The 23,226-nt window shown below is 55.5% G+C and carries 20 protein-coding genes; 2 read left to right on the top strand and 18 right to left on the bottom strand.

Translation table 11 applies throughout. From position 1 onward, the window contains the following. Positions 1–44: 44 nt before the first annotated feature. The 10 genes from H8K03_16230 to H8K03_16185 form a co-directional block, all read right to left on the bottom strand. The gene (locus H8K03_16230) at positions 45–755 is read right to left on the bottom strand and encodes a hypothetical protein (protein ID UVT19327.1); all 711 of its coding nucleotides are present in this window, start codon (positions 753–755) and stop codon (positions 45–47) included. 199 nt (positions 756–954) lie between these two features. Further along, the gene (locus H8K03_16225; GenBank protein ID UVT19326.1) at positions 955–2,208 is read right to left on the bottom strand and encodes a hypothetical protein; all 1,254 of its coding nucleotides are present in this window, start codon (positions 2,206–2,208) and stop codon (positions 955–957) included. Between the two features lie 221 nt (positions 2,209–2,429). Beyond that, entirely contained in the window at positions 2,430–2,705 is a 276-nt protein-coding gene (tatA, locus tag H8K03_16220; GenBank protein ID UVT19325.1) for a twin-arginine translocase TatA/TatE family subunit, read from the bottom strand. A 25-nt stretch (positions 2,706–2,730) separates the two neighbouring features. Continuing rightward, positions 2,731–3,528, bottom strand: coding sequence for a tetratricopeptide repeat protein (locus H8K03_16215; GenBank protein UVT19324.1), 798 nt, complete (start codon positions 3,526–3,528; stop codon positions 2,731–2,733). A gap of 19 nt (positions 3,529–3,547) precedes the next feature. Then, positions 3,548–4,672, bottom strand: coding sequence for a hypothetical protein (locus H8K03_16210; protein ID UVT19323.1), 1,125 nt, complete (start codon positions 4,670–4,672; stop codon positions 3,548–3,550). Positions 4,673–4,720: 48 nt separating this feature from the next. Further along, entirely contained in the window at positions 4,721–6,499 is a 1,779-nt protein-coding gene (locus H8K03_16205) for a radical SAM protein (protein UVT19322.1), read from the bottom strand. A gap of 236 nt (positions 6,500–6,735) precedes the next feature. Beyond that, positions 6,736–7,656, bottom strand: coding sequence for a nitrite oxidoreductase, gamma subunit (locus tag H8K03_16200; GenBank protein ID UVT22516.1), 921 nt, complete (start codon positions 7,654–7,656; stop codon positions 6,736–6,738). Positions 7,657–7,752: 96 nt separating this feature from the next. After that, positions 7,753–8,724 (bottom strand): molecular chaperone TorD family protein, encoded by a 972-nt coding sequence (locus H8K03_16195; protein UVT19321.1) that lies wholly within the window; start codon positions 8,722–8,724, stop codon positions 7,753–7,755. 157 nt (positions 8,725–8,881) lie between these two features. After that, positions 8,882–9,484: a 4Fe-4S dicluster domain-containing protein gene (locus H8K03_16190; GenBank protein UVT19320.1), complete on the bottom strand. Its 603-nt coding sequence runs from the start codon at positions 9,482–9,484 to the stop codon at positions 8,882–8,884. Positions 9,485–9,626: 142 nt separating this feature from the next. Further along, entirely contained in the window at positions 9,627–10,625 is a 999-nt protein-coding gene (locus H8K03_16185) for a hypothetical protein (GenBank protein UVT19319.1), read from the bottom strand. 160 nt (positions 10,626–10,785) lie between these two features. On the opposite strand from H8K03_16185, the gene H8K03_16180 reads away from it, so the two are divergent. Beyond that, positions 10,786–11,865, top strand: coding sequence for a WD40 repeat domain-containing protein (locus tag H8K03_16180; protein UVT19318.1), 1,080 nt, complete (start codon positions 10,786–10,788; stop codon positions 11,863–11,865). 10 nt (positions 11,866–11,875) lie between these two features. On the opposite strand, the gene H8K03_16175 is transcribed toward H8K03_16180, so the two are convergent. Beyond that, positions 11,876–12,598: an SIMPL domain-containing protein gene (locus H8K03_16175; protein UVT19317.1), complete on the bottom strand. Its 723-nt coding sequence runs from the start codon at positions 12,596–12,598 to the stop codon at positions 11,876–11,878. A gap of 99 nt (positions 12,599–12,697) precedes the next feature. On the opposite strand from H8K03_16175, the gene H8K03_16170 reads away from it, so the two are divergent. Beyond that, positions 12,698–13,372, top strand: a complete 675-nt coding sequence (locus tag H8K03_16170) for a thioredoxin family protein (protein UVT19316.1) — start codon at positions 12,698–12,700, stop codon at positions 13,370–13,372. A 530-nt stretch (positions 13,373–13,902) separates the two neighbouring features. Here the strand turns inward: H8K03_16170 and H8K03_16165 are convergent. The 7 genes from H8K03_16165 to secD all read right to left on the bottom strand — a co-directional run bounded on the left by H8K03_16165 (position 13,903) and on the right by secD (position 23,213). Next, positions 13,903–14,223, bottom strand: coding sequence for a PilZ domain-containing protein (locus H8K03_16165; GenBank protein ID UVT19315.1), 321 nt, complete (start codon positions 14,221–14,223; stop codon positions 13,903–13,905). A gap of 120 nt (positions 14,224–14,343) precedes the next feature. Beyond that, positions 14,344–15,315: an aldo/keto reductase gene (locus H8K03_16160; protein UVT22515.1), complete on the bottom strand. Its 972-nt coding sequence runs from the start codon at positions 15,313–15,315 to the stop codon at positions 14,344–14,346. Positions 15,316–15,400: 85 nt separating this feature from the next. Then, positions 15,401–15,808 carry a hypothetical protein gene (locus tag H8K03_16155; protein ID UVT19314.1) on the bottom strand — a complete coding sequence of 136 codons (408 nt, stop codon included), beginning with the start codon at positions 15,806–15,808 and terminating at the stop codon, positions 15,401–15,403. Positions 15,809–15,919: 111 nt separating this feature from the next. Beyond that, positions 15,920–17,365: a sigma-54-dependent Fis family transcriptional regulator gene (locus H8K03_16150; protein UVT19313.1), complete on the bottom strand. Its 1,446-nt coding sequence runs from the start codon at positions 17,363–17,365 to the stop codon at positions 15,920–15,922. Further along, positions 17,362–20,541, bottom strand: a complete 3,180-nt coding sequence (locus tag H8K03_16145) for a PAS domain S-box protein (protein ID UVT19312.1) — start codon at positions 20,539–20,541, stop codon at positions 17,362–17,364. The genes H8K03_16150 and H8K03_16145 overlap by 4 nt, the downstream gene beginning before the upstream one ends. A gap of 54 nt (positions 20,542–20,595) precedes the next feature. After that, entirely contained in the window at positions 20,596–21,513 is a 918-nt protein-coding gene (gene secF / locus H8K03_16140) for a protein translocase subunit SecF (protein UVT22514.1), read from the bottom strand. A gap of 62 nt (positions 21,514–21,575) precedes the next feature. After that, entirely contained in the window at positions 21,576–23,213 is a 1,638-nt protein-coding gene (gene secD, locus H8K03_16135) for a protein translocase subunit SecD (protein UVT19311.1), read from the bottom strand. Between the last annotated feature and the right edge of the window lie 13 nt (positions 23,214–23,226).

Here is a 23,226-nt window from a genome sequence, read left to right as displayed (position 1 = left end):
CGGACAAGAGAGACCGACCGAAGGCGAATCGGCTCGCTGCTCTGCTACAGGTGAGCGACAGGATCAATGCTGAGTTGAAACCACGGGGCCACGGCCTTCTGGCCGTTGCGTTCTTTGTTTTCTCCGTTCCACACGGCAAATGACACGGTCTGGACACGTCCGGGAACGAGCTTTGCTTCATTCTCTTGTTCCTCGCTGATCAGGGGACGCCGCATCACGACATGCCAGACACCGTCCTTCCACAGTGCTTGCCCTTGTACTCGCCCCTGCTTGTCTTTTGTCGTCAACGTGCTGAATCCCCCGCCGATCAAATCTTCAACCGAAGAAACGCGTCGCGGAATGACCTCGAATGTCCGAACGCCGCCCTCTTTTTTCTCCGGGGCCCGGGCCGCCCGCCGATCGATATCGCTTTGCCAGTCCGCCTTCCAGTGCCAAATATTGATGTAGTGGTCCAGCTGCCCCATGCAGAAAAAAGCCGGTGCATCACCGAGCGGAAGACCGATGGCGACTCCATCCCTGAACGTACCGGGAGTCAGGCGATCATTCTTCGTATTGTCTTGCCATTCAAGCAGGAAGGCGATGTCGGTCCCATTGTGAACGGACCTCACGGTCAATGCATGGACGGTCGGCTCCGGCCACACCGGCCTGGTAATGACCTGCCCACTGAGGGGAATCGTGGTCGGCGAGACCCTTTGCCAAGCCGCATCATCGGCGGCATTCGGCAGGTCACCTGGGATCAGATGGGACCTGATCATCAGCCCCTCCGAACTGACGAGGGGAATCCCGAAACCGCCGAGGAGACTGGCTAGGACAACAAGGCCTGACAGAAATCCAAGAAGGTGAGAGCGAGACCCGCCGATGTATGTCATTCGCACCCGTAACGTACTCCGAGGGAGCCGAACTCAGAATACCACAAAACCAGTGCGGGACAAACGTGACGGCGAGGGATGATGATTACGTGATCTTCAGACGGCGAATCTTGTTTTCTCCGCGTTCGCAAATATAGAGATGGCCCTGCGAGTCCAACGCCACACCGACGGGAGAATTCACCACGGCATCGATCCCGAGTAGACCGTCACCGTGCTTCAACATTCCAGCCGATTCCTTGGCGACAAATCGAGCGGCACCGCAACCGCCGATATTCTTGTCTTCATACCCACTGTCCCCGTTTCCCGCCACCGTCGTCATGATACCGGTCTTCGCATCCACCCTGCGGACCCGATGGTTCATGGTATCGGAGATATAGAGATTGTCATCGTGATCGAAGATCACGGCTTCTGGAGCGTGCAGCATCGCTCTGACGGCCGGTTTGTCATCACCGTCGTACCCGTACCGGCAGACACCCGCGACTGTCGAAATAATTCCCGTCCGCGAGTCGATTCTTCTGACACGATTGCTCCCCTTATCGACGATATGCACGTTGCCCTGGCCGTCGACCGCAATGCCGACGACGTCGTAAAGGCGCGCGTCCATCGCGGACTTTCCATCATCCAGGTACATCGACATGTCCAGCCCATCGGAGCAGACCGGCATGAGCCAGCCCTGATCATCACTGAAATCAATTCCGATCGCATCACCGGACAAGACAACTAAATTTCTTGCCACCAGCGGCTGCTCCCGTGCATCGTCCTCCGCTGTCCACGTTCCTGCAATCGTCGTCACCATTCCCGTCTTCGAGTCATAACGCCGGATTTTATGGGCTTGGGTATCAGCGATGTATAAGACGTCGTCCTTATCGAACGCGATCGCAGCCGGCCAGGTTAGATTGACTTCCAGCGCAGGGCCATCTCCGTTAAAACCATGCTGACCGGTACCGACCACCGTCGTAATAATGCCCGTTTCATGATCGATCCTTCGAATCCGATTGCTTCCCGAATCGCAGATGTACAAATTATTATGGGAATCAAACGCGACAGCCAACGGCAGGTAGAGCCCCGCCTCTCCACAGAGACCTTCGTCGCCGCTGTAGCACGTTTCCCCGATACCCGCGAAATTGTGGAGCGTGCCTTCCTGAAGATGAATGCGCCTGACGCGATCGGATCCTGACTCCGCAAAGTACAGCCACTGCTCATGCTTGTCGAGGGCGACGTGATGAGGGAGGGGGATTCCGGCTTTCACCGCACGTTTGCCGTCACCCGTGCTTCGGGCTTTGCCGTTTCCGGCAAACGTCTCGATGTAACCAGCGGCCAAGCCCAGTTCAGTGTCCATAGGTGCGACGTTCCTAGCAAGCTGTTGAAAATTTATTCTGACTCACGCGTACCGTCGACCTCCGATGGTCATGGACTCAGTCGGAATGGGCGGTACACAGGATGTTCAAAAAGGCCTTCCAGCAAGGCCACAGCGGGTGAAGAGGCGAGACGTACTCTTTATCGTACGTTGAGCCTCTGAGCGACGCGAGAACGAAGCTGGAGGACTTTTTCAACATCCTGCTATGAGCGTGGGGCCGGCTGCACCGTAGCCCCACTCGGCTGATTCAATGCGGCGTTCTGGGTAGGAGCCGCGTTTATCGCGTTGGGTGTTGCCGCCTGTTGCGCCGCCGTCTGAGCTTCGGCCTCGATCTGGTCCGCCTCATGGACGGACTTCTTGAATCCCTTGATCGCTTTGCCGAGCCCTTCGCCCAATTGTGGCAATTTCCCCGCGCCGAAGATAATCAACACGATCATGAGGATGAGGATCAGCTCGGTGAACCCTAGACTACCAAACATAGTGCCCCCCTTCCCTAAAAGTGAATCAGGACCGTGGGTTGTCCTTTGTCTTCTTGGCAAACCGATCTTTCAACCGTTTTCGAGTCTCTTCCGCCTGTTCAAAGAGCTTGCACTTGTCATAGACGCTGATGAGATTGTAGTACGCGAGCGGCTCATCCGGATTGTGCTCGACGGCACTCTCCATGACCCGGATCGCCAAATCGGTCTTCTTATGATTCAGGGCGATTTCCATCAGCTTGAAGCTTGACTCCAAATGTTTGGGGTCCAGCTCCAACGTGCGAAGATAACATTGAATCCCCATGTCGATCGTGTTGTAGTCGGACACTTGGGGGTTATCCAACTCAATATAGACCCCAGCGAGATTATACCAAGCAATCGGGTCATCCGGGGTCATCTCGACCAGACGCTCGTAGTAGTTCTTCGCTTCCATGTACTTTTTGTTGTCCGCGTAGAGGCGCCCGAGGTTGAACAACGCCAGGACGTCATGGGGGAAAACCTCCAGCGCATGCCGAAATTCGGTTTCGGCCTCATCGGTCATGTTCTTGGTCGCGTAAATCGTTCCGAGGTTCGCATAGTACATAGCCAGTGAACGATTCATCTCTGTGCGAAGGGATTCGGCCATCTCAATCGCTTTTTTGACTTCTGCTAAGGCGTCATCGAGCCGCCCTTTACTGAAGTACAATTCGCCGAGTCGGCAGCGAGCCTGAAAGTCGTCAGGTTCGCTCGCCAATAACGTTTCGATCGCGGTGATCTCTTCGTCCGGCGACATGGGCTGATCGGCGGTGGCCTCTGTCTGCGGTGATATTGGTGCAGGCGTTTCCATAAGTAAGCTCGCTCCGGGCTTAGGCTCGCCCTGTAATAAGGCCGTCTGTTGCCGGCATCATAGGGCCGGCGGTCGTCGATACCGCTTCTGTTGCGGCCGCCTTCGCCCGATCAAGGGCAAGTAACATGACTCCGAGAACGACCATCAACGTAAGATTCGAGAACAGTAAGGCATAGCCGGCGATAAACATCAAACCAATTCCATAGCCCGCGAGCCGACCTGTCATCACCAACTTGATAACCGTATAGGACCAACAGAGTAGTCCTCCGACATACACGGCAAATGGGAGGTAGAAGGTATAGCCCATCCCGAATTGAAAGATCCAGCCGATGCCCTGTGATGCCTGGCGGAACGCCGATGCGAACGCCGGACTATAGAGATCCAAAAAATAGTCTGCGACGATGAGCGCTGTGAAGATGATGCCCGTCGTCGACCAAAACCAAATGGCCCGGTTCCGCTGCCGTCGATTCGTTGTTCGCAGCGACAAACTTTTACTGCTTCCGTAGGCGACAAAGACGAGGTAGCTGGCCAGCACCATCAGCGCCTCACCTGCCCGATGGGATTCGTAGACCAGGGGAGGCGCCGCCAAGGTTCCCGCCAGACTGTAGACGGTCGAAATAATCTGATAATACAGCCACCCGGAGACACCCAAATAGTATGTGGCCGCCAGAATCCGTTGGGCCGGCTCACGATGGGTGATCACATACTCCGACACGAACAACGTGAGCACCAGGAGTGTCAAGCCGTTGTAGATGATGGCGCCCAGCATTCCCGGCTGCACGACCAGAAACAGGACGGTCAAGAACAGCAAGAGAGCTGCACCCGCGATCCCCATCTTGACAAGCTTGCTTGTATCACGCCCTCCCCATCGATTGACCATCGTCAACGTGAGCGCCAAAAACAACAACACCGCGACGATATTGAGCAACCACGTGCCCACCTCAGTCAATGCGGTGAATGTGGGTGTGATCCACGGGTGATCTGCCGCCATCTTACTCAAATGCATCCCAAGCCGGGAGACCAGACGATACAGAACCAGCTCAAGAAAGGAGGTCAGGAGTACAAGTTTGACGGTATACTCAAACAGCGGACCAAAGTCCGATACTCTTCCCGTGATTCGCTCACTCAAGCTTGCCGTCTTCATGACCATACCCACAGGAACCGCCATTATAGCTGCCGTAAAAAAATAGGGTCAACGTGCAGCCAGCGGTGCCTGTTCAGCCCCTTCTTTAGCTCTTGAGATATAGAGCAGCCCATCCGCCATCGCATAGTTGAATGGAAGCTCGCACACGACTTCGCTGATCCTTTCATAGACATACTGATACAACCGCTCCGCTTCGTCGGGAGTCATGCCCTCTTGCACTTCGTAGAAAAACCCGAGGCTCAAATCTTCCGCCGACGGCCGCATGATTCGTCGAATCCCGTATCCACCAGGGTCGCTCATGATGGGAGCTTCCTTTTCCAAATCAAACAGGCAGGGCTGACACGAAAACCCGTATGATCCATTGAGTTTCTTGTTCTCGACGACAAAGTTCATGGTTTCGAGCGCTTCTTCTTCTTTTTCCGTGGGGAATCCGACGATGATATAGCAATGTACGGCGATCCCGAGATCCACACAGTCATCGGCGACGCGCCGCACCCATTCTTGCTTGATTCCCTTCTTCATGAAATCCATGATCCGCTGGTTGAAGGATTCCAATCCGAAGACGATTTTCAGGCATCCGGCATCCCGCATCGACGCCAACAGCTCGCGGGAGAGATTTTTCTCAAACCGCATCTCGCACGTCCACTTGATGTCGAGCTGCTTGTCAATCATCTGTTGGCAGAGCCGTTTCGTCGGTGCCAGCGCAAAGCATTCGTCGGTGAAAAAGAAATGTCGGGCGCCATAGCGCTGCTTCAACCATTGCAGTTCCTCGATCGTCCGTCCCGGATCCTTCTGTCTGAAGTTTTGGTGGTCGAGCGTCAGCGCGCAGAATGCGCAATCCTTGTAATAACAGCCCCGAGAAAACTGGACCGGCAGCACCGGCTCCGGCGACAAATAGCGATCCAGGGGGAATCCGTCATAATTCGGCGCGGGGAGCTGATTGACATTTTCAGAATAGAACGGTTGGTTCACCGTAATCTTCCCATTGTGCCGATAAATGAGATTGGGAACTTTGCTGTAATCTTTCTTGCCGGCCACCTGATTCACTAATTCCAGCAGAGCCGTTTCACCCTCAAACACCACGATATCGTCGGTCAATTCGAAGAGACTGGGGCAGCGGCGAATGTTGTCCACGAGACGGGTGAAGATGCTGCCACCGATCGTCAGGTGAAGATCCGGAGCGGCCTCCTTGATCAAGCGGCACAGCGTCAGACCGGGGATGATCTGGGAGGTGGCGGTAATCGAAACTCCGATGAGATCCGGGCGGCTCTTGATGATCGACGGAATGAATCGGTCGCGAAAGAGACTGAGATAGGGATTCTGCGCTTCGTCACGAACGACCCTCATCAGGTCTTTCGAAGAATAGATGGAGTAATTCCCAAATTGATTATCCACAACCGTGAGCCGGGTCGGAAAATATACCGAGGAGACGAGCTCCAACCACTTATCGATCATGAACAGGCTGGCTCGATAGGCATCAGGGTCGTAGAACCCTTCGCTCCGCAATGTCTCTTTCGCCAGCTCGATACGGTCCACGAGATACGAGAACCGGTCGAGCGAGTCGGTCACCTTCACGTAATGCTCCCGACTGCCTGCCCCTGTCTCTCCGTTCTGAGTCCGTTCCAGCTCACGCTGCTTGGCAATCAAACGTTGATAGACCTCCTCCGCATAGTCTCTGGTCAAAACCATGTCCAACAGCTCGATACCGAGGTCGCGCTGTGAGACATCCGAAATCCCACCCTGGCGCAAAAATCCCGTTAGGGACGGCAGGCTGAGATACGGCTGAGAGGGATGCCACGTCGGAGGGAAAAGCAGAGAGACTTTCATGGCGTATATTGGTCCTTTTATGCTTGAAAATCAGTAGCTTCGACACCCCGTTCTCTTATACCCTCCGCGCTTTGTGAAATGCAATCCTACACCTCGGACGACAGATAAGTCCGGATATGGCACTCAACAAAAAGCCTCGGACCAGCTCCCCTATTACTCGAGAAACTGATCCGAGGCCTCTGTTCAACTCTCTGACATGTCGGGCATTGGCGCGGCTCGCCAACCGCCCCACATCACTACAGCTTCAACGTAAACCAAGTGGAAAGCGACTTCATGCCGTTTCGCTCAATATTGGCACCATCCCACACGGCAAAAGCAATCGGCACCGAGGCCCCGGCTTTAAACTGGATATCGTTCGCATCGCCGTTTTCCAATGTCCGTTTGACGACCACGCGCCATGTCGGACCGGTGTAGCCTCCGCCCTTAACGGATCCCGACGGTTCCCACACACCATTACCGATCACATCCTGGTGAGCTTGTGTCGTCAACGTGCTGAAGCCGTTCGCGTTGAGATCTTCGACTGAACTCACGCGCAACGTTGGGTCCGACATGATATTTCCCGACCAGATGCCGGAATTGAATGGCCCGAGGCTCCGGCCGATGCGGTCTGGATAGGTGACGCCACCGGCTGGCTCTTCAAAGTAATAATCCCAGAAAATGCCGGGATACTGGTCGTCCACATCCCAAATTCCCGCACTGTCCTTTCCGATGTCCTTCTGCCATTCGGCATTCCAACGCCAGATGTTGGTTGTTCCACCGGACTGCCCCATGCACTGGAACGGCGGAGCACCGGCAGTGTTCACGGGAAACATCACCGCGACCTGGTCCCGGAAATCCTGCGGGCCAATCGCTGTGTCATTCTTCGTCTGATCAACCCACTCTAAACGCAGCCCAACCTCTTTGCCGTTGGTCATGGCTTTGACGAATACCGACTTTACCGAAATATTCGGGTGCATCGGCGTCGTGATCAGCTGACCACTCAACGGAACAATGACGCCCGGAACACTTTCCCACACGGGGTTAGCGCCGTCCATCGGGATTGGGCCCTTGACCGTCTTAGCCGGTATGGTGACCGGTTGACTGACGGCCAGTGGTACTCGCCCCAACGTCAGCATGAATCCGACGGTGAGGGCGGAGAGAAGAATGGCAAACACCAATTTCTTGTTGGTCGTCTGCGCTACTCTCATAATGCTACTCCCTCCTCTCAATGATTGTAAACAATGCGTCCACTGATATCGCTACTATCGATTCGCTTAGGCGGTACCCGAAGGTCCCTCTTCTTCGTTACCCTTGTCTTTTTCTTTCACGTCCATGAACGATTGCGCTCCGACTTCGTTCAGCAACATAGTCAATTCGTTCCCCTGATCCTGTGCGCCACATTCATACGTCTGGCCTTCAGGAGAGCTGAACGTCGCCGGACGATAATCGGTTTCCGTATACGGCTGAGGGGTGACGCCTAAAAACGCCGTCTCAAAATCCATCCAATCGGCGGTCATATCGGCCACCAATTTGAAGAGACCGGAGTCCGCTTTCTTCGTCAGCATGCGACAGAACAGCGGGACCCATCGGCCGATATGATTCTTGACAAATTTCTTCTGCGCATCGACCACAATCTGTGTCTTCTCGATCACATCGTGGCAGCGCGAATAGGACTCTTTGTAGGCAAGGAAGTGCATGAACTCGAATTCAACGCTGAGGTGGTCCAGTCGCTCATGAATATCCTTGGACAATTCGACTCCGAAAGCCTTGTAAAACCCTGAAATATCCCCCATCACATGGGATTGAGCAAACACGTGGTCATTTCCGAAGAGGGTTTCGTAGGGAGGGCAATCGAGGGTAATGACATTGCTGAACACTCGGCGATGCTCGGACTGCAGATCGCTCAGCTGCCAATTGACACACTCGGAAGCGATCAGGCTCTCCACCCGCGCCAACTGCTTCTTGAGCAAGCCCAACTTTCCCTTGGCTCGTTCGCTGCTCTCGGGGCCAATGGCAGCCTCTAAAGCATCGAGGGCGGTCCGACCATCATCCACAAACTCCCCGCACCTGAGATAATCGAGAAACTCCTCATCCTCCGGATACAGGAGACTCCAGGAGATCAGCAGATAGATTTTACTGCGGTTCAGCGCACGTTCGACAGCTGGGGAATCCTTGATGGTGGAGGGGGTCGACAGTGTGGCGGTTGCAGATGCAGATACCTCTTGCATCGGCTGTTGACTAGTCATAGCGATCGTCTCCTAGCCGCCCTGTTGGCCCAACCGAAAAAGGTGACGCAACAGAGCCATGTATGTATATGAAATGAGCCGTACGAAGTCAAGGGTGAATTGGTTCGATATTGTGAATTGGAATATCCTCCAGAATGATCTCGCCGAAGGGACGTCATTATGAATCAGCCCTTGCCAGATGCCTTGATGGCACCACGCGGATTGCGACATGGTCGTTGACGGTCTTGCAGACCATCTCACACATTCCGCACCCGACACAGGCCTCCTGTACCACGGCCAGATGCAACGATTGAAAATCCATTACCAGGGCGTCTGTCGGACACTTCGACACGCACGCGTGGCATCCCTGACCGGCCGTGCAGAGCCGATGTGACACCGCAGCGATTCCCATGTGAACGTGGTTGATTCCCTCGACCGGCAAGAGCGCGTCTGCTCGACAGGCTGCGATGCAGGGAAAGTCCTCGCACAGAAGGCAGGGTGATTGATCGGCGAACAGCACCGGGGTACCGTCTTGGGGTTGGGTAACGATCGCGCCGGGGGGACAGGCCGTGACACAATCATTGCACTTCGTACAGCGCTCCAGAAAAAGTTGTTCTGACACGGCGCCGGGGGGGCGCAACCAATCAATACGAACCGGCGATGGGACCGGCTCCGCAGGGAGACCATCGGACTGTTTGACAAGTTCGTGCGCAGCTCTGACAGTCGAAAAGACCGAATCCTTCAAGAAGTCTCGCCGGCCGTATGCAGGATTGGTTGCCACGGGCGTGGATTCCTTAGATGAGGGTCAAAAAGGTCGTTCGGCAACCAGCGATAAGGCAAGGACCGCAGGCGTACCTTCGGAGGTACGTTGAGGATCCTTGCGAGCCGAGAACGCAGCCGGCGGCCTTTTTCACCCTCCGCACCTACATCACCCCATCGGCACGCAACTTATACACCTCAACACAGCGATCACAGGCCCCAAATTCCACATCCCACCCTGGGTGATTCTCGCGAATAAAGTCGAGCACGTACGGCTCCAATTTCGTCTGCATATCCTCCACCCAGGAATACGTGGGAAACCGGCACAACGGGCATGGAAACCCGGGCATGAGCATGATCTTATTTTCGGTTTCCGGAACCTCGCCGCCTTCCACATCCACGGCTCGATCCATCACACGAAGTGTGTCGGCAGCCATTTCGATCAACTCCGAGTGCGTGAAGTACGAGGTCTGCCAGAGCCCCTCGAATACCGCTTTCAATTGAGGAGGTGGAATTTTTCGGTACCAGGACCGGAATTCCTTGAATCGATCCTCCTTGCTCAGCATGGGCTCCTTGCCCGCTGCAACCAATCGACTATCCACGCTCAAACTCCAAAGGATACGATAGCGCTGCAAGATCAACGTCTCTTCGCCGGGGTTCTGTCCAATCTTGGTATCCGGATCGTATCCGAACAGCGGATCGATCATGTCGGAGATGTGCATCAACTCGTGGCGGCAATAGCGGGTCAGCGCCGGATCGTAAAATCGGCGGGGAATCAACTTAATCCCCACACCTTTCATTCCCTTCTCCTCAAACTCTTTGGCCAGGTCTTTTTCGACCGACCCCCATTTCCGGAGAATGTCGACACCTTCCTGATCTTCTTTCAATACACCTTTGACGAGGACAATCCCCACCTTCTGCTTCAACAGCGGATACTCGTTGAACGAATCGCGGACGATATCCGAAAACCCCCAAATGCCGAAAAGATATTGATACAACTTTTTGAACTCCGCTTCCCGGTCTTCGAGGATAAACTTCTCGTAAATCGGGTCGGCATGTTCATGGAATTCCTTGTAGTATGTCGGATCGCCTTCCCGTTCCGTCTTCTCGACGAACGAGTCGATCACTTCCTGAAGCAAGGCTGGTTGGAATCTAATTTCCATGGGAGAACCCTTGGCGGCTCGAGAAGACCACCGTCGGCTTGACTTGGCCGCGAGGCATCTCTTACGATCCAAATAACCGAGGGAATTATACTGGCCGGGCTGATGGCCAATCAAGGACCAGGCGGCCAAGAAAAGAAGATTACCGATGTTGGAGCCGACGATGACCTCTTCGCTGGTGAATGCTTCCTCTGAAACGGCGGCCGCACCTGTGCCTGCCGTCGATTTCGTAGAATACTGGACGACCGATTGCCGGGAAGTGAAAACGTTCCGCGGCCATTCGCATGGAGTCTGGGCAGTCGCCTTTTCACCCGATGGATCGACACTCGCCAGCGGCGGCGCCGAACGCCTCGTGCGTATGTGGGATATCGAAACCGGCCGGCTACTGCGCTCCCTTCGGGGCCACACCCACGACATTCGTGCCATCGTCTTCACGCCGGACGGGCAGCTCCTCGCCACCGGGAGTGAGGACCGCACCATCCGGTTATGGAATGGTAAGACCGGCGAGCCGATGAAGCTGCTGTTCACACGTTACGATCATAATGTCTGCAGCCTCTCGCTCTCGCCGGACGGCCTCATGCTCGCGCGCGGGAGCCATAACAAAGACATCAAGATTTGGGAAGTGACCACCGGCACCGAGCTGATGACATTGCTCGGAAAGGATGAGTACGACCACCACTGGTCGGTCTGCGTGGCGTTTTCACCGGACGGCATTCATCTCGCCAGCGGAACCGACATCGGGAAAATCAAGGTGTGGGAAGTGCTCCCGAGCGGCGAGGAAAAGATTCTCCACAACGCCCATTGGCGGCGAGACGAGTTAGATTCCACCGAGACTCGCGGTTACTTTGTCGAGGATGACGGCGGATTCCAAAAACCGATGGACTACTGGATCGGTGCCATGATCTTTACTCCGGACGCAAAACTGTTGATCACGGGCAGCCGAGACACCACCATCAAGCTGTTCGAGATGCCGAACGTGGTCGAGAAAAAAACCCTCACCGGCCACAAGGGTTGGGTTCGGAATCTTGCGGTGTCGCCGGACGGAAAGGTCTTGGTGAGCGCCAGCGACGATCAGACGATTAAGTTTTGGGATTTGGCCACCGGCCGGAATTTCCGCACCGTGAAAGGCCACAGTGGTGGAGTCCGGGGTCTGGCTTTTTCCCCCGACGGCAAACGCCTCGCCAGCGGCTCATGGGACCGCACGGTCAAGCTGTGGGAAGGGGGACCGGCGGCGGTGGAATAAAGGCCCGTGCTCAATTCGGAGCGATTTCGTAGACCAGCGTCACCGACGCCTCGACCTTCAGCTCGCCTGCCGAGATCGGCACATAACCTGCGTGAGTTTCCAGAGCCATGCGTGCCACGTGAGCCGCAGGCCGGACGACATGGCCACCCTCGCTCACCGACAAAACCCGTACGAGTTTCACGTGTAACGTCTCGCTCAGGACTGCTGCTTTTTCACGCGCCTTGACGGCCGCCTGTTTCAATGCGCTGAGCCGTACCGGTTGTTCGTCGCGCAATCCCCAATGTAACCCCTGAAAGCTGTTTGCGCCGGCCTTCAAGACTTCCTCGATGATCGTACCGGCTTTGTCGAGGGCTCGGATTTCCACTGTCACCATGTTGCTGACGATGTAGCCGACGATTTCTGGAGTAGCAGGCGGCGCTGGGGCGGGACGGGTGGACGGCGGTCGATACTGTGGTGTCACCGTAAATGACGAGGTTTGAATCCGCTCCTTCTCGATCTGCAAATCCCGAAACTGGTCCATGACTTTGCTCATGACGGCGGCATTCCGACGTTGGGCCTCAGCAAGCGATTTACCTGGAGTCTCCAGGCCGAAGGTGACGAACGCCGTATCCGGAGCAAGTGCCAGTATCCCGGTTTCACTGACCGTCAAGGACGGTATCTCCGGCTTCGGTTCATCATAGGCCTGCACCACAACCGGAAATCCAAGCAGGACCAGTAGCCCAATAACGACCATGCGTCACCCCCCTCTTTTCTCGCCTGTCTACCCACAACCATCCCCTCTTCGCCCGCCGTACTAAGAAGACGCATAGGAAGCTTATCCTCCACCTCATCCATGGCGCAAGAAACCTTCCATTCCAGTCGCCGGGCACTTGACGCTATTACAGACAATGCGGCATCTTCTCCCCTACAACTGTTGGGAAGGACGACCATCGTGGCAATACCATCCGTTATGCTCCCCTTGGGAACAGTTGCACCGCCGTTTTCCCTACACGATGTGGTGAAGGGGCAGGTCTATTCGCTCGACTCATTTGCCGAGAAAACCGCGCTCCTGATCATGTTTATCTGCAGACATTGTCCGTACGTGGTGCATATCGAGCAGGAAATCGCAAAGATTGGGCGAGACTATCTGGAGACAGGCTTGGGCATTCTGGCCATCAGCAGCAACGACGCGGTCGGATATCCCGACGATGCGCCGCCAAAACTCAAAGAAATGGCCCAACGTTTGGACCTTACATTTCCATTCTGCCACGACGAGACCCAAGAAGTCGCAAAAGCCTATCAAGCCGCCTGCACGCCGGACTTCTATCTCTTCAATTATGACCGGAGGTTGGTATATCGCGGCCAACCCGACGACAGCCGTCCTGGAAACAACCGACCTGTCACAGGGCGCGACTTACGAAACGCGATCGAGGCAGTTCTGGCAGGCAAACCGGTCGATGGCGCGCAACGGGCCAGTATCGGCTGCAGCATCAAATGGAAGCACGGCAACGCGCCCTCGTATGCCTGATAGGAAAATCTTCCTCCAACCCAGTGTCTTATAGTTGTACACTGCCCCTAGTTATCCCCCTAATTGTGGCGTGATGAGTCAAGTATGTTAATGCCTCAAAATTTACTCCCCACCTTCTGTGGATAACCTTGTGAACAAGTCCCCTTCGAGGGAAAAGATGGCACGATTGACGCGTTTATTTATCAAACTGCCTATTTTTTAGGCGTCTGCATCACCTGTATCGAACCACAACTAATAGTATTCAGCAGCATATTTCTGAATGCTTTCACGCATTTCCTAGCAATCTCTTCCCTCCGTCGAAGCAGCACGACTACGTAGTCGTGCTCAATTCAATCGTTCGGATCGCTATCCACAGGATGAAGATTTTTCTGGGGATTGCGGTTCTCTGCGTCAGGAGCGTGGTTTCGTATCTGTCAAGGACTTGGGGCAAGAAAGAAGGCTCCACTGGTCGGAAAAAAGATCTAGGGTAACTAGAGCCAAATGGCATTTCACAGACGTGGTCTGTATGCTTTCATCGACGGAATAGCAAGTCATTGAAGCTCCTGTTTTAGCCGTTCAAGAAGCTGATCCAATCGCTCTTGATGAGGTTGATCCACGGTGATGAAGCCTAAGCCGACCCCCCGTCCTCGGCTCCAGCGCACCGCTGCTCGCGCGACAAGGATCGGCGTCGTCCCTCCGGGAACGTCGAGTCGGAGTGAGACCTGCATACCCGAATAAACCTGCCCGTCCACCTCAATGAGGCAGCCACCTTTTGAAAGGTTCATCACTGTGCCGACCCATTCTTCTCGACGAGGGCCTGAAAGAATACTATGAAGACAGACCGTAAACCGCTGCTGGCGACGGAGATCCATGCATGTTTCTCCTTAATGATCTTAGAGTATCCTTGTACAGGATAACCTAAGGCATCCATACTCGCAAGTGACTCAGCCGGAAAGAGCAGAGAACTTAGCAGGAGCCGGAAAATGGACAGACTACCAGGCGTAGGATTCCGGCGCGGGTCCACCAGGACCAGGAAAGAGCTCATCCAGCTGTTTTAAAGTCTCGCTGCCGAGAGTAAGGCTCAATGCCCGCATAGATCCCTCCAGCTGGTCCATCGTCCGAGGTCCAATAATCGGCGACGTCACTGCTTGTTGATGTAACAGCCAGGCTATCGCAACATCCGCCGGTCGTTCACCGATCCGAGCGCACAGCGCCTCATAGGCTTCGAGTTTCGGACGCAACTTGACCGCCTCTTCTTTTACGTCCGCCTCCGATCGACGCCCGGTATCTGCGGATTCTGGAACACCAGCCAAGAGCCCGCGTCCCAGTGGACTCCACGGAATCAGTCCGATACCATAGGCCTCGCAAGCGGGGATGACTTCCAATTCGATCGTACGCTGCGTCAGGTTATACAGACTCTGCTCCGACACCAACCCCAGAAAGTTGCGGCCACAGGCGGATTCCTGGGCCTGGGCCAAGTGCCACCCGGCAAAGTTGCTGCTGCCCACATACACGACTTTTCCTTCCCTCACCAACTGCTCCATCGCTTGCCAGATTTCCTCCCACGGTGTGTCCCGATCGACATGATGCATCTGATACACATCGATCCAGTCAGTCTTCAACCGTCGAAGGCTGTCCTCACACGCTCGTTTGATGTGGACGGCCGACAAGCGCGACTGATTCGGCCATTCGCCCATACGGCCATACACTTTAGTGGCCAGCACGACCTTGTCTCGACGGCCTCCACCTTGTGCGAACCAACGGCCGATGATCTGCTCTGTCCACCCTTCGCCGAGTTTCCAGCCATACACGTTCGCCGTATCGAAAAAGTTGATGCCGAGTTCCAAGGCCCGATCCATCAGGGCATAACTGTCCGCCTCGGCCGTCTGCGGTCCAAAATTCATCGTGCCGAGACAGAGCCGACTGACTTTCACTCCTGACCGACCCAGATGCTTATATTTCAGGGCGAACGGCCTTTCTATCTGGAAACAACCCTGGGGAATGACCTAGAGAGAGGAAGGCATTCTTCTATTGAAACAGTCATCGAGCTTAGTACCCCCGCCCCGTACTACCGCCACGCCCCATTCGGTCCAGCGGAAGCGCCTCGTAGCGTACTTTGAGGTCCGGATGCTCGTTAAGATAGCGCTTGACCGCTGCATCGTCTGCAAATACCTCGGGGCTGCGTTTGCGATAGTCGTCGAGCGTTAGATCGTGTTTTGCGAGAACAGTGGTCAGCTTGGTATTGATATCCGCCCCAATCTGTCGCATTTGTTCTTGTGACGGTCGCTGCCCTTCACCATAGCCCGCTCCACTCTTGACATAGTCCGTCATCATCTCGCCGATTTCAATCCGCGCATTGACGAACTTTTCCACCTCGGCGGGTTCAGCTGCATAGGCAACTGCCGCGCAGAACGCAATGCCCAATGAAACATTGATAGCACGCTGCCATGACTTCATGATCCAGATCCCTCCACCAAGTAGGTTACATACGCACAGCCAAACACCACACCCCTCTTTTGTGATCATACGACAGTTTAGACTCCGGCCGGTGCGACGAGCAGGGGAGGGTTAGCTATCCTCTTCGCCGTCGCTATGAGCGGAGGGGATGCCATAGCGTTTACACTTTTCCCAGAGGGCTTTTCGGGACAATCCCAAGATTCTCGATGCGGTCGTACGACTCCCCTCGACACGCTCCAACACGGAGACGATGTATTCCTTTTCAAAGCCTTCTCGCGCCGCGGCGAGCGAGGTCAGAGCCGTACCTTTTTTCTTTTTTCCCCCGGTCAACCCTTCGCTGCAGAATCCACAGGATTCCTGTGGAACACCCCCCAGGTACGGGCAGGACTGAAACCCGCAGAGATCTGCGGGTTGGACCGTCGTCCGGTCGCGTCCGAGCGCCACGGCCCGTTCGACCATGTTTTCCAACTCCCGCACATTTCCCGGGTACGAATAGCGAAGCAACAATTCACGAGCTTGCTGGGAAAACCCACGCAGCTGTTTGTTGAGCCTCTGCGCACACGTTTCCAGAACATGCTCGGCAATCACCATAATGTCTTCCTGCCGTTGCCGGAGCGGAGGAACGACGATCGGGACGACATTGAGTCGGTAGAAGAGGTCCTCACGAAATCGCCCAAGAGCCACTTCTTTGCGCAGGTCTTTTTGTGTGGCACACACGAGCCGCACATCCGTTTCGATCGGCTCATTGCTCCCGACGCGTTCAAAGGTGCGCTCCTGCAGGACGCGCAAGAGTTTCACTTGCACCACCGTCGAAATTTCCCCGATTTCATCGAGAAAAAGGGTGCCCCGGTTGGCCATTTCGAACCGTCCCCGGCGCTGACGCAGCGCACCCGTAAACGCGCCTTTTTCGTGGCCGAACAGTTCCGCTTCCAGCAGCGTTTCAGGCAACGCGGCACAGCTGACTTTGATCAGCGGGTATCCGTTCCGCGAGCTGTTTTGGTGCAGCGCGTTGGCGACGAGTTCCTTGCCCGTTCCGCTTTCCCCGACGATCAGGACGGTCGAGTCGGTCTCAGCCACCAGCTTGATCTTGTCCAATACCGCGCGCATCTGACTGTTCGCCCCTAAAATACCATTGAAACAAAACTTGTCCTCGAGTTGGTGCTTGAGGTCCTGATTTTCCCGACGCAACGCAATCACGCCGCTGACTCGTTCGACGATCAGCAGCAATTCGTCCATCTGAAACGGCTTCGTAATGTAATCAAACGCGCCTAGTTTCATGGCTCCGACGGCTGTTTCCACGGATCCATGCGCGGTGATCACCAATACCTCGGTCCGGGGCTCTTTGTCTTTGGCCGCTTTGAGCACCGTCAATCCATCGGCACCCGGCAACCGGAGATCAGTGATGACCAAATCAAAAGTCTTCTCCCGAATCGCTTCGATCCCTTCCGAGCCGGAAGACGCCGCTCGAACCTCACAGCCTACGGCCTCCAATGCATCGGTCATCGAGAGGCGCATCAAGGGCTCATCGTCGACCAGCAAAATGCTCAAGCCTTTCATGCCTCCTTCTCCGCCAAGGAACGCTCTCGCGACACGGGCAGGCACAGCGTGAATGTCGTGCCTTTCCCGACCTCGCTCTCAACCAAGATTTTTCCACCATGGCGCTCCACGATGCCAAGATTGACCGAGAGGCCAAGTCCCGTCCCTTCCCCCTCACCTTTCGTCGTAAAGAAGGGATCGAAGACACGTGGGAGGACTGACGCGGGAATCCCCGATCCTGTGTCCTGCACGTCCACACGGCAAACCCCCTCGGCCACGGATGTCCGAATCGTCAGAACTCCTCCATTTTTCATCGCTTGCACCGCGTTCAAGATCAAATTCATCAAGACCTGTTCAATCATATGCCGATCGACCATCACATTGGGCAAGCCATGACCTGGGAAGGTTTCCAATCGAATCTGGTTGGGAGCAAAGAGATGGGTGGTCAGCGCCAGCACCTGCTCTACAATGCGATTGATATCGGCAGGGCTGTATTCGGGTTCGTGCTGCTGTGAGAAATCGAGCAACTGGCGAACGATCTTCTGCACACGCCGGACACCATGTTCCATAGAAGCCCAGTATTCTTCTTGGCGTGCCGGCGACGGAGTGCCTTTTCGGAGGTTGTAGAGACAGTTGAGGATTCCGCCGAGAGGATTGTTGATTTCATGGGCCACACCCGCCGCGAGTTTCCCGATAGAGGCCAGTTTTTCCGCATTCCGAATCTGTCGCTCCAGCTTTTTGGTCTCCGTCATATCGCGCGCGATGCCGAGCACTCCTAGGATCTCGCCGTCGGCCCCTTGCAGAGGGGAGACGCTGACCATGACGGCACGCGCCTCGCCCAGCCGAGTGACGACCTCGACCTCGTACACCTGCTTGGCACCGATATCCAACGTATTCTTGAGGCGACGCCCCCGATGACGCCGCGACAGGAGGGAGAGATACGGACGGCCGATCAGATCATCTTTGCGATACCCCCAGGCATTGACCTTGCTATTAACATAGGTGAACTGCTGATCCAGATCGAGCGTATAGATGACGTCATTGGCATTCTCAAGCAGATTCTCCAAATACTGCTTTGTGTCTTCGATTTCTCTGGTGCGCTCTCTGACTTTCAGTTCGAGGTCTTCGCGGTATGATTGGAGTTGGCGCTCGAGCTTTTTTCGATCGGTAATATCTCGGAGCTGCACCATCACGAGCCCTTGTTCGGTCCCACCTACCCGAATCAAGTCCATTTCCACCGGAATCTCATGCCGATCGGCGTGGTACACAGTGATTTCCTGGGTAGCGACTTGCCGCTGCTCCGTGCTCACATCGCACAACCAGTCATTGAAAGCCTGATGATAGGCATCCGGCACGATGTCGAGAATGTGTTTCCCGATGATCTCCGATTCGCCATAGCCCAGCACTTGCGCTTCCCGCTCATTCACGGCGACAACCGCCCCCGTGGCACTCACCATAAACACTGAATCAGCCACGAAATCGAATAGAGCCTTGTACCGTGCCTGGGATACCGTCAGCTGCCGTGTACGCTCGGAAACCGCCTGTTCCAACCCGACCGTGTACCGCTGCAGCTCCTGTTCCAACCGGCGCCGTTCGGTGACATCCCGCACGAAGGCACGGGAGTGGACCAGCCCGCCTCGCGCTTGATCGAAGAGCGCGGTCGCATGAATTTCCACATCGATCGGCCGACTATCCTTGGCCAACAAGACCGTCTCCATTGAACTTTGCCCCTGCGAGACGAGCCGCTCGAGATAATGCAACACCTGCGATTCCCGTCCGCTGGGAACTAACTCCCATAGCTTCATGCCCATCATTTCGTCGTGCGTATACCCCAGTTTATCGAGCCCGGTTTTATTGATGTGAACCAGCCGACCGCCTCGATCCAGTTGGCAGATCATCTCCGGCGCATGTTCGATCAGATCGCGATATTTCTCCTCCAACTGTCGGACTTCGGTCATTCGCTGCTCCAGCTGCCCGAACGAACGTTGGAGATTGTGCGCCATCTGATTGAAGGCCTGGGCAAGTCCTTCGATTTCATCGCCGGTCTTCAACTCCAATCGCTGCTCCAAGCGGCCACTCCCGATCTGCTGCACGCCCTCCTGCAGTAACCGAATCGGCCTTGCGATTCGGCGGGCAACGACGACCCCAATTCCTCCAAGCCCGATCAGCACCACTGCGCCGAGCGACAAGACCTTGGCCATCAACTCACCTAGCGGGGCAAACGTTTCCCCTGGATCCTGACGCACGACCGTGCTCCAATGTTTCCCGCCGAGACTACCGTTTGCGAGCTGATCGGCAAATCGCACCGGCGCAAACCCGATGAGGGCATTCTTGCTGCCATGCGAATCGTCGGCAGCCAGGGCCCATCCTGGTTTCGTCCCGCTCAGCGCGTTGATCAATTCCGCGTCGACGAAGTGGGCCTCAGGCCCGAGCACAGGACAAATGACGACGCCCCCGTCTGAAGCCAACAGCATGGCATGACCCGTCGCACCGAACGACGCTTCGGCAATGGACTGAAACAATGTGTCGCGCCGAAGCAGGATGGCCACGGTTCCGATCACAGACCGGCGTTGATCATCAAGGATCGGCGCCGCGACGACGACCACGTGCGTGCCAAAGGCGGGATCAAAGGCGATTTCGCTCACGTAGGGCTGCTGGCTGCCGCCCCTCACCACCGCCTGCCACCAGGCTGTCTTGGCATAGGAGTATTCAACCTGGGGAATAGAACTGACGACCAACGCGCCTTGTCCATCGGCAACCAAAATGCCGACATAATCAGATTTTCGAATCTCGTGCCATCGGATCAAGTAATTGGTCACAATTCGGTTGACGAAGAGCGGGAACTCGCTTCGCTTGTCACGCTGTCCCCACCGCTGTTGCCAATCCTTGATGATCTCCGAAATACTCTGAGCATCCTTGCCTTCGTACGTCCGGTTGGCTTCCGAGACGGCGGTACGAAGGAAGGGCGTGGTCGCAAGCTGCTGGGCTTCGTTCATGCCCCGGGTGACGTGCATTTCGATCCGACGGGCGGCTTCGACAGCCACTTCCTTGAAATTCGTCCCCGTCGACTCACGCAAGGCACGCCGTTCTTCTACATAGATCAGGGCCAGCAGGAGGGTAAGCGGCAGGAGACCGACCATCACAATCGCTGCGATGATCTTCTGCTGGAGACTGTGAGACCGGCTCCAGAGTGCCATGATTACACCACGGAGAGATAGGAGCGACACACGACGCTCTATTCCACCATTCGCTCAGCTGCGTTTCAAGAGTCGACCCGGCGTTCCTGGCCACAGGAGCAGGAGTGGGCTCGCGACGAAGACGGAAGAATACGTGCCGAAGATCACCCCCCAGAGTAGCGCAAGCGAAAAATCATGCAAAACTTCTCCGCCGGCGAGAGTCAAGGGAATGAGGACAATCACGACAGTCAAACTCGTAACGATTGTGCGGCTTAACACTTGATTGATGGCGCTGTTGATTGTCGCTTCTTCGCTCTCACGGCGGCGCAACTTCAGATTCTCTCTGATTCGGTCGAACACGACGACGGTATCGGTCAGGGAATATCCGGCCAGGGTCAAGAGCGCCGTCACGATCAAGAGGGTAATTTCTTTGTCCAGGATGTAGAAGGCTCCGATCACGGCCAGGACGTCATGAAACGTCGCCAGCGCCGCCGCGACACCGAATCGAAGTTCGAAACGCGCCGCAATGTACAGAATAATACCCGCAAATGAGACGACGATGGCCACAAGCGCATCTTCTTGAAGCTTCTTCCCGATGGCCGGCCCGATTTCAGTCGTCGAGTCCACCACGAACTTGTTGTTTGGAAACTCCTTGCTGAAGATTCCCACCACACGTTCCGCAATCTTCTCTTCGATCGTCGTTGAAGCCTTCACTCGGATCAGCAGCTTGTTGTCCTGTCCAAATTCCTGCAACTCCGCATCGTTCAACCCGCTCGTTTCCAAGGCCTTACGCGCCTCATCGATCCGAATCGGCTGTTCGAACTTGAGTTGGACGGCTGTCCCCCCGGCAAAGTCGATCCCCAAATTGGCCGCGCCCCGAGCAATTTGGACGAGGGCAATGAGCCCAAGCACGACCATGATCCCTGAAAAGAGAAAGGAGAACTTGCGCTTGCCCATGAAATCAATGTTGGTTTTCCCGAGAATCTCTAACATGCGCGCTCCCTTTTGATAACCTTGGGCTTCCCCATCAACGCTGATTGCCGACGGCTTCATGGTTAGATGCTCAGCGCTTCGACTTTCTGCCGCTGATACAACACATCAAATATCACTTTTGTCCCGACCAATGCCGTGAAGAGATTGATGGCAATACCCAAACACAGGGTCACGGCAAACCCCTTGATGGGACCGGTTCCAAATAGAAACAGAGCAACGCCGGTGATCAGCGTCGTGACGTGTGAGTCGATGATCGTCAGCAACGCTTTGTCGTACCCCGCATCGATCGCTGATCGCACCGCCTTGCCCCCACGCAGTTCTTCTCGAATGCGCTCGAAAATCAAGACGTTGGAGTCGACACCCATTCCGATCGTCAGCACGATGCCGGCGATGCCCGGCAGGGTCAACGTGGCGGTCAACGCGGACAGCGCACCCATCAGGCACACCAGGTTCAAGATTAGGGCAAAATCCGCGATCAGCCCGGACAAGCGGTAGTACACGATCATGAAGACGACGACCATAGCCCCCGCGATCAGAGTCGCCCTGACGCCTTTGTCGATGGAATCCTGTCCGAGCGACGGCCCGACTGTGAGGTCTTGGACGATCTTCAGCGGCGCTGGCAACGCGCCGGCCCGCAGAACGATCGCCAAATCATTGGCTTCCTGCGTCGTAAAACTCCCGGTAATCTGAGCGCGTCCCCCCGAAATACGCTCTTGAATGACCGGCGCCGAATAGATGTTGTTATCGAGAACGACCGCCATGCGCTTTTTGACGTTTTCACCTGTAATCCGTTCGAACTCCTGCCCGCCTTTGGAATCAAAGGTGATGGACACGTACGAATCGTTGAATTGGCCGATGGCGACCCGCGCATCGCTCAGCACATCGCCGGTCAGCATGACCCGCTTTTTGACCACATAGGGAACGTGATATTCGAAGCCCGTGTCCTTATCGACCACTCGTTCGAACAAAATCTCGTCTCCCTCAGGCACTTTGCCTGCAAATTGCTGGAGCACCTCAGCTTCTTTATCCTTTGGAATGCGGACCGGCAGATCGAGCCGAATATCTTCATCCAACATTTTGAACTCGAGCAGCGCCGTTTCCTTGATCAAGTCCTTGGCGCGTTTCGGGTCCTTGACACCGGGCAGCTGAACAACGATTTGCTTCAACCCCTGTCGCTGAACGATCGGCTCCGCAACGCCGAATTGATCGATCCGATTTCGGATGGTTTCCAATGCTTGGTTGATAGCCGAATCCTTAATCCGCTTGGTTTCCGCCTCACGAAGCTCCCACACGATGGTCGCAGTCGACCCTGCTGATTCCTTCTCAGCGAAAATGGGAAAGTTGTCGACGACCTTTTGAGCCGGAGCCTTTGCGTCGGCATTCTGCAGCTGAATCGTGATTTGGTCATGACCGGTTCGCTTGACCGAGGCGACCGCGATGGACTTCTCGGCGAGGAGATCCTGCAACGCGGTGACAGAACGGTCCACGGCGATCTCCACGGCACGGTCCTCATCCACTTCCAGCACCATATGAATACCGCCCTGCAGATCCAAACCCAGCGTAATGCCCTTGTTCGGCAATACTCCCTTCAGCCAACCGGGCAACGCTTGATAGAAAGGCTGATATGACGGAAGACATGCCACGACCGACCCCACAAGCACCAGGATCAACAACCATAAGCGCCCACCTACTTTTTTCATCTCGTCCGCGACC

The sequence above is a fragment of the Nitrospira sp. genome (assembly GCA_024760545.1).
In the GTDB taxonomy this organism is placed as follows: Bacteria; Nitrospirota; Nitrospiria; order Nitrospirales; family Nitrospiraceae; genus Nitrospira_D.
This window is presented reverse-complemented; position numbering and strand designations above follow the sequence as displayed.

Bases quoted from the DNA above. Each gene is read 5' to 3' on its own strand.
- H8K03_16180 (UVT19318.1), top strand. From the start codon at position 10,786: ATGACCTCTTCGCTGGTGAATGCTTCCTCTGAAACGGCGGCCGCACCT.
- H8K03_16175 (UVT19317.1), bottom strand. From the start codon at position 12,598: ATGGTCGTTATTGGGCTACTGGTCCTGCTTGGATTTCCGGTTGTGGTG.
- H8K03_16205 (UVT19322.1), bottom strand. From the start codon at position 6,499: ATGAAAGTCTCTCTGCTTTTCCCTCCGACGTGGCATCCCTCTCAGCCG.
- H8K03_16150 (UVT19313.1), bottom strand. From the start codon at position 17,365: ATGAAAGGCTTGAGCATTTTGCTGGTCGACGATGAGCCCTTGATGCGC.
- H8K03_16215 (UVT19324.1), bottom strand. From the start codon at position 3,528: ATGGAAACGCCTGCACCAATATCACCGCAGACAGAGGCCACCGCCGAT.
- H8K03_16155 (UVT19314.1), bottom strand. From the start codon at position 15,808: ATGAAGTCATGGCAGCGTGCTATCAATGTTTCATTGGGCATTGCGTTC.
- H8K03_16165 (UVT19315.1), bottom strand. From the start codon at position 14,223: ATGGATCTCCGTCGCCAGCAGCGGTTTACGGTCTGTCTTCATAGTATT.
- secF (UVT22514.1), bottom strand. From the start codon at position 21,513: ATGTTAGAGATTCTCGGGAAAACCAACATTGATTTCATGGGCAAGCGC.
- H8K03_16195 (UVT19321.1), bottom strand. From the start codon at position 8,724: ATGACTAGTCAACAGCCGATGCAAGAGGTATCTGCATCTGCAACCGCC.
- H8K03_16225 (UVT19326.1), bottom strand. From the start codon at position 2,208: ATGGACACTGAACTGGGCTTGGCCGCTGGTTACATCGAGACGTTTGCC.
- H8K03_16185 (UVT19319.1), bottom strand. From the start codon at position 10,625: ATGGAAATTAGATTCCAACCAGCCTTGCTTCAGGAAGTGATCGACTCG.
- secD (UVT19311.1), bottom strand. From the start codon at position 23,213: ATGAAAAAAGTAGGTGGGCGCTTATGGTTGTTGATCCTGGTGCTTGTG.
- H8K03_16210 (UVT19323.1), bottom strand. From the start codon at position 4,672: ATGAAGACGGCAAGCTTGAGTGAGCGAATCACGGGAAGAGTATCGGAC.
- H8K03_16145 (UVT19312.1), bottom strand. From the start codon at position 20,541: ATGGCACTCTGGAGCCGGTCTCACAGTCTCCAGCAGAAGATCATCGCA.
- H8K03_16230 (UVT19327.1), bottom strand. From the start codon at position 755: ATGATCAGGTCCCATCTGATCCCAGGTGACCTGCCGAATGCCGCCGAT.
- H8K03_16170 (UVT19316.1), top strand. From the start codon at position 12,698: ATGGCGCAAGAAACCTTCCATTCCAGTCGCCGGGCACTTGACGCTATT.
- tatA (UVT19325.1), bottom strand. From the start codon at position 2,705: ATGTTTGGTAGTCTAGGGTTCACCGAGCTGATCCTCATCCTCATGATC.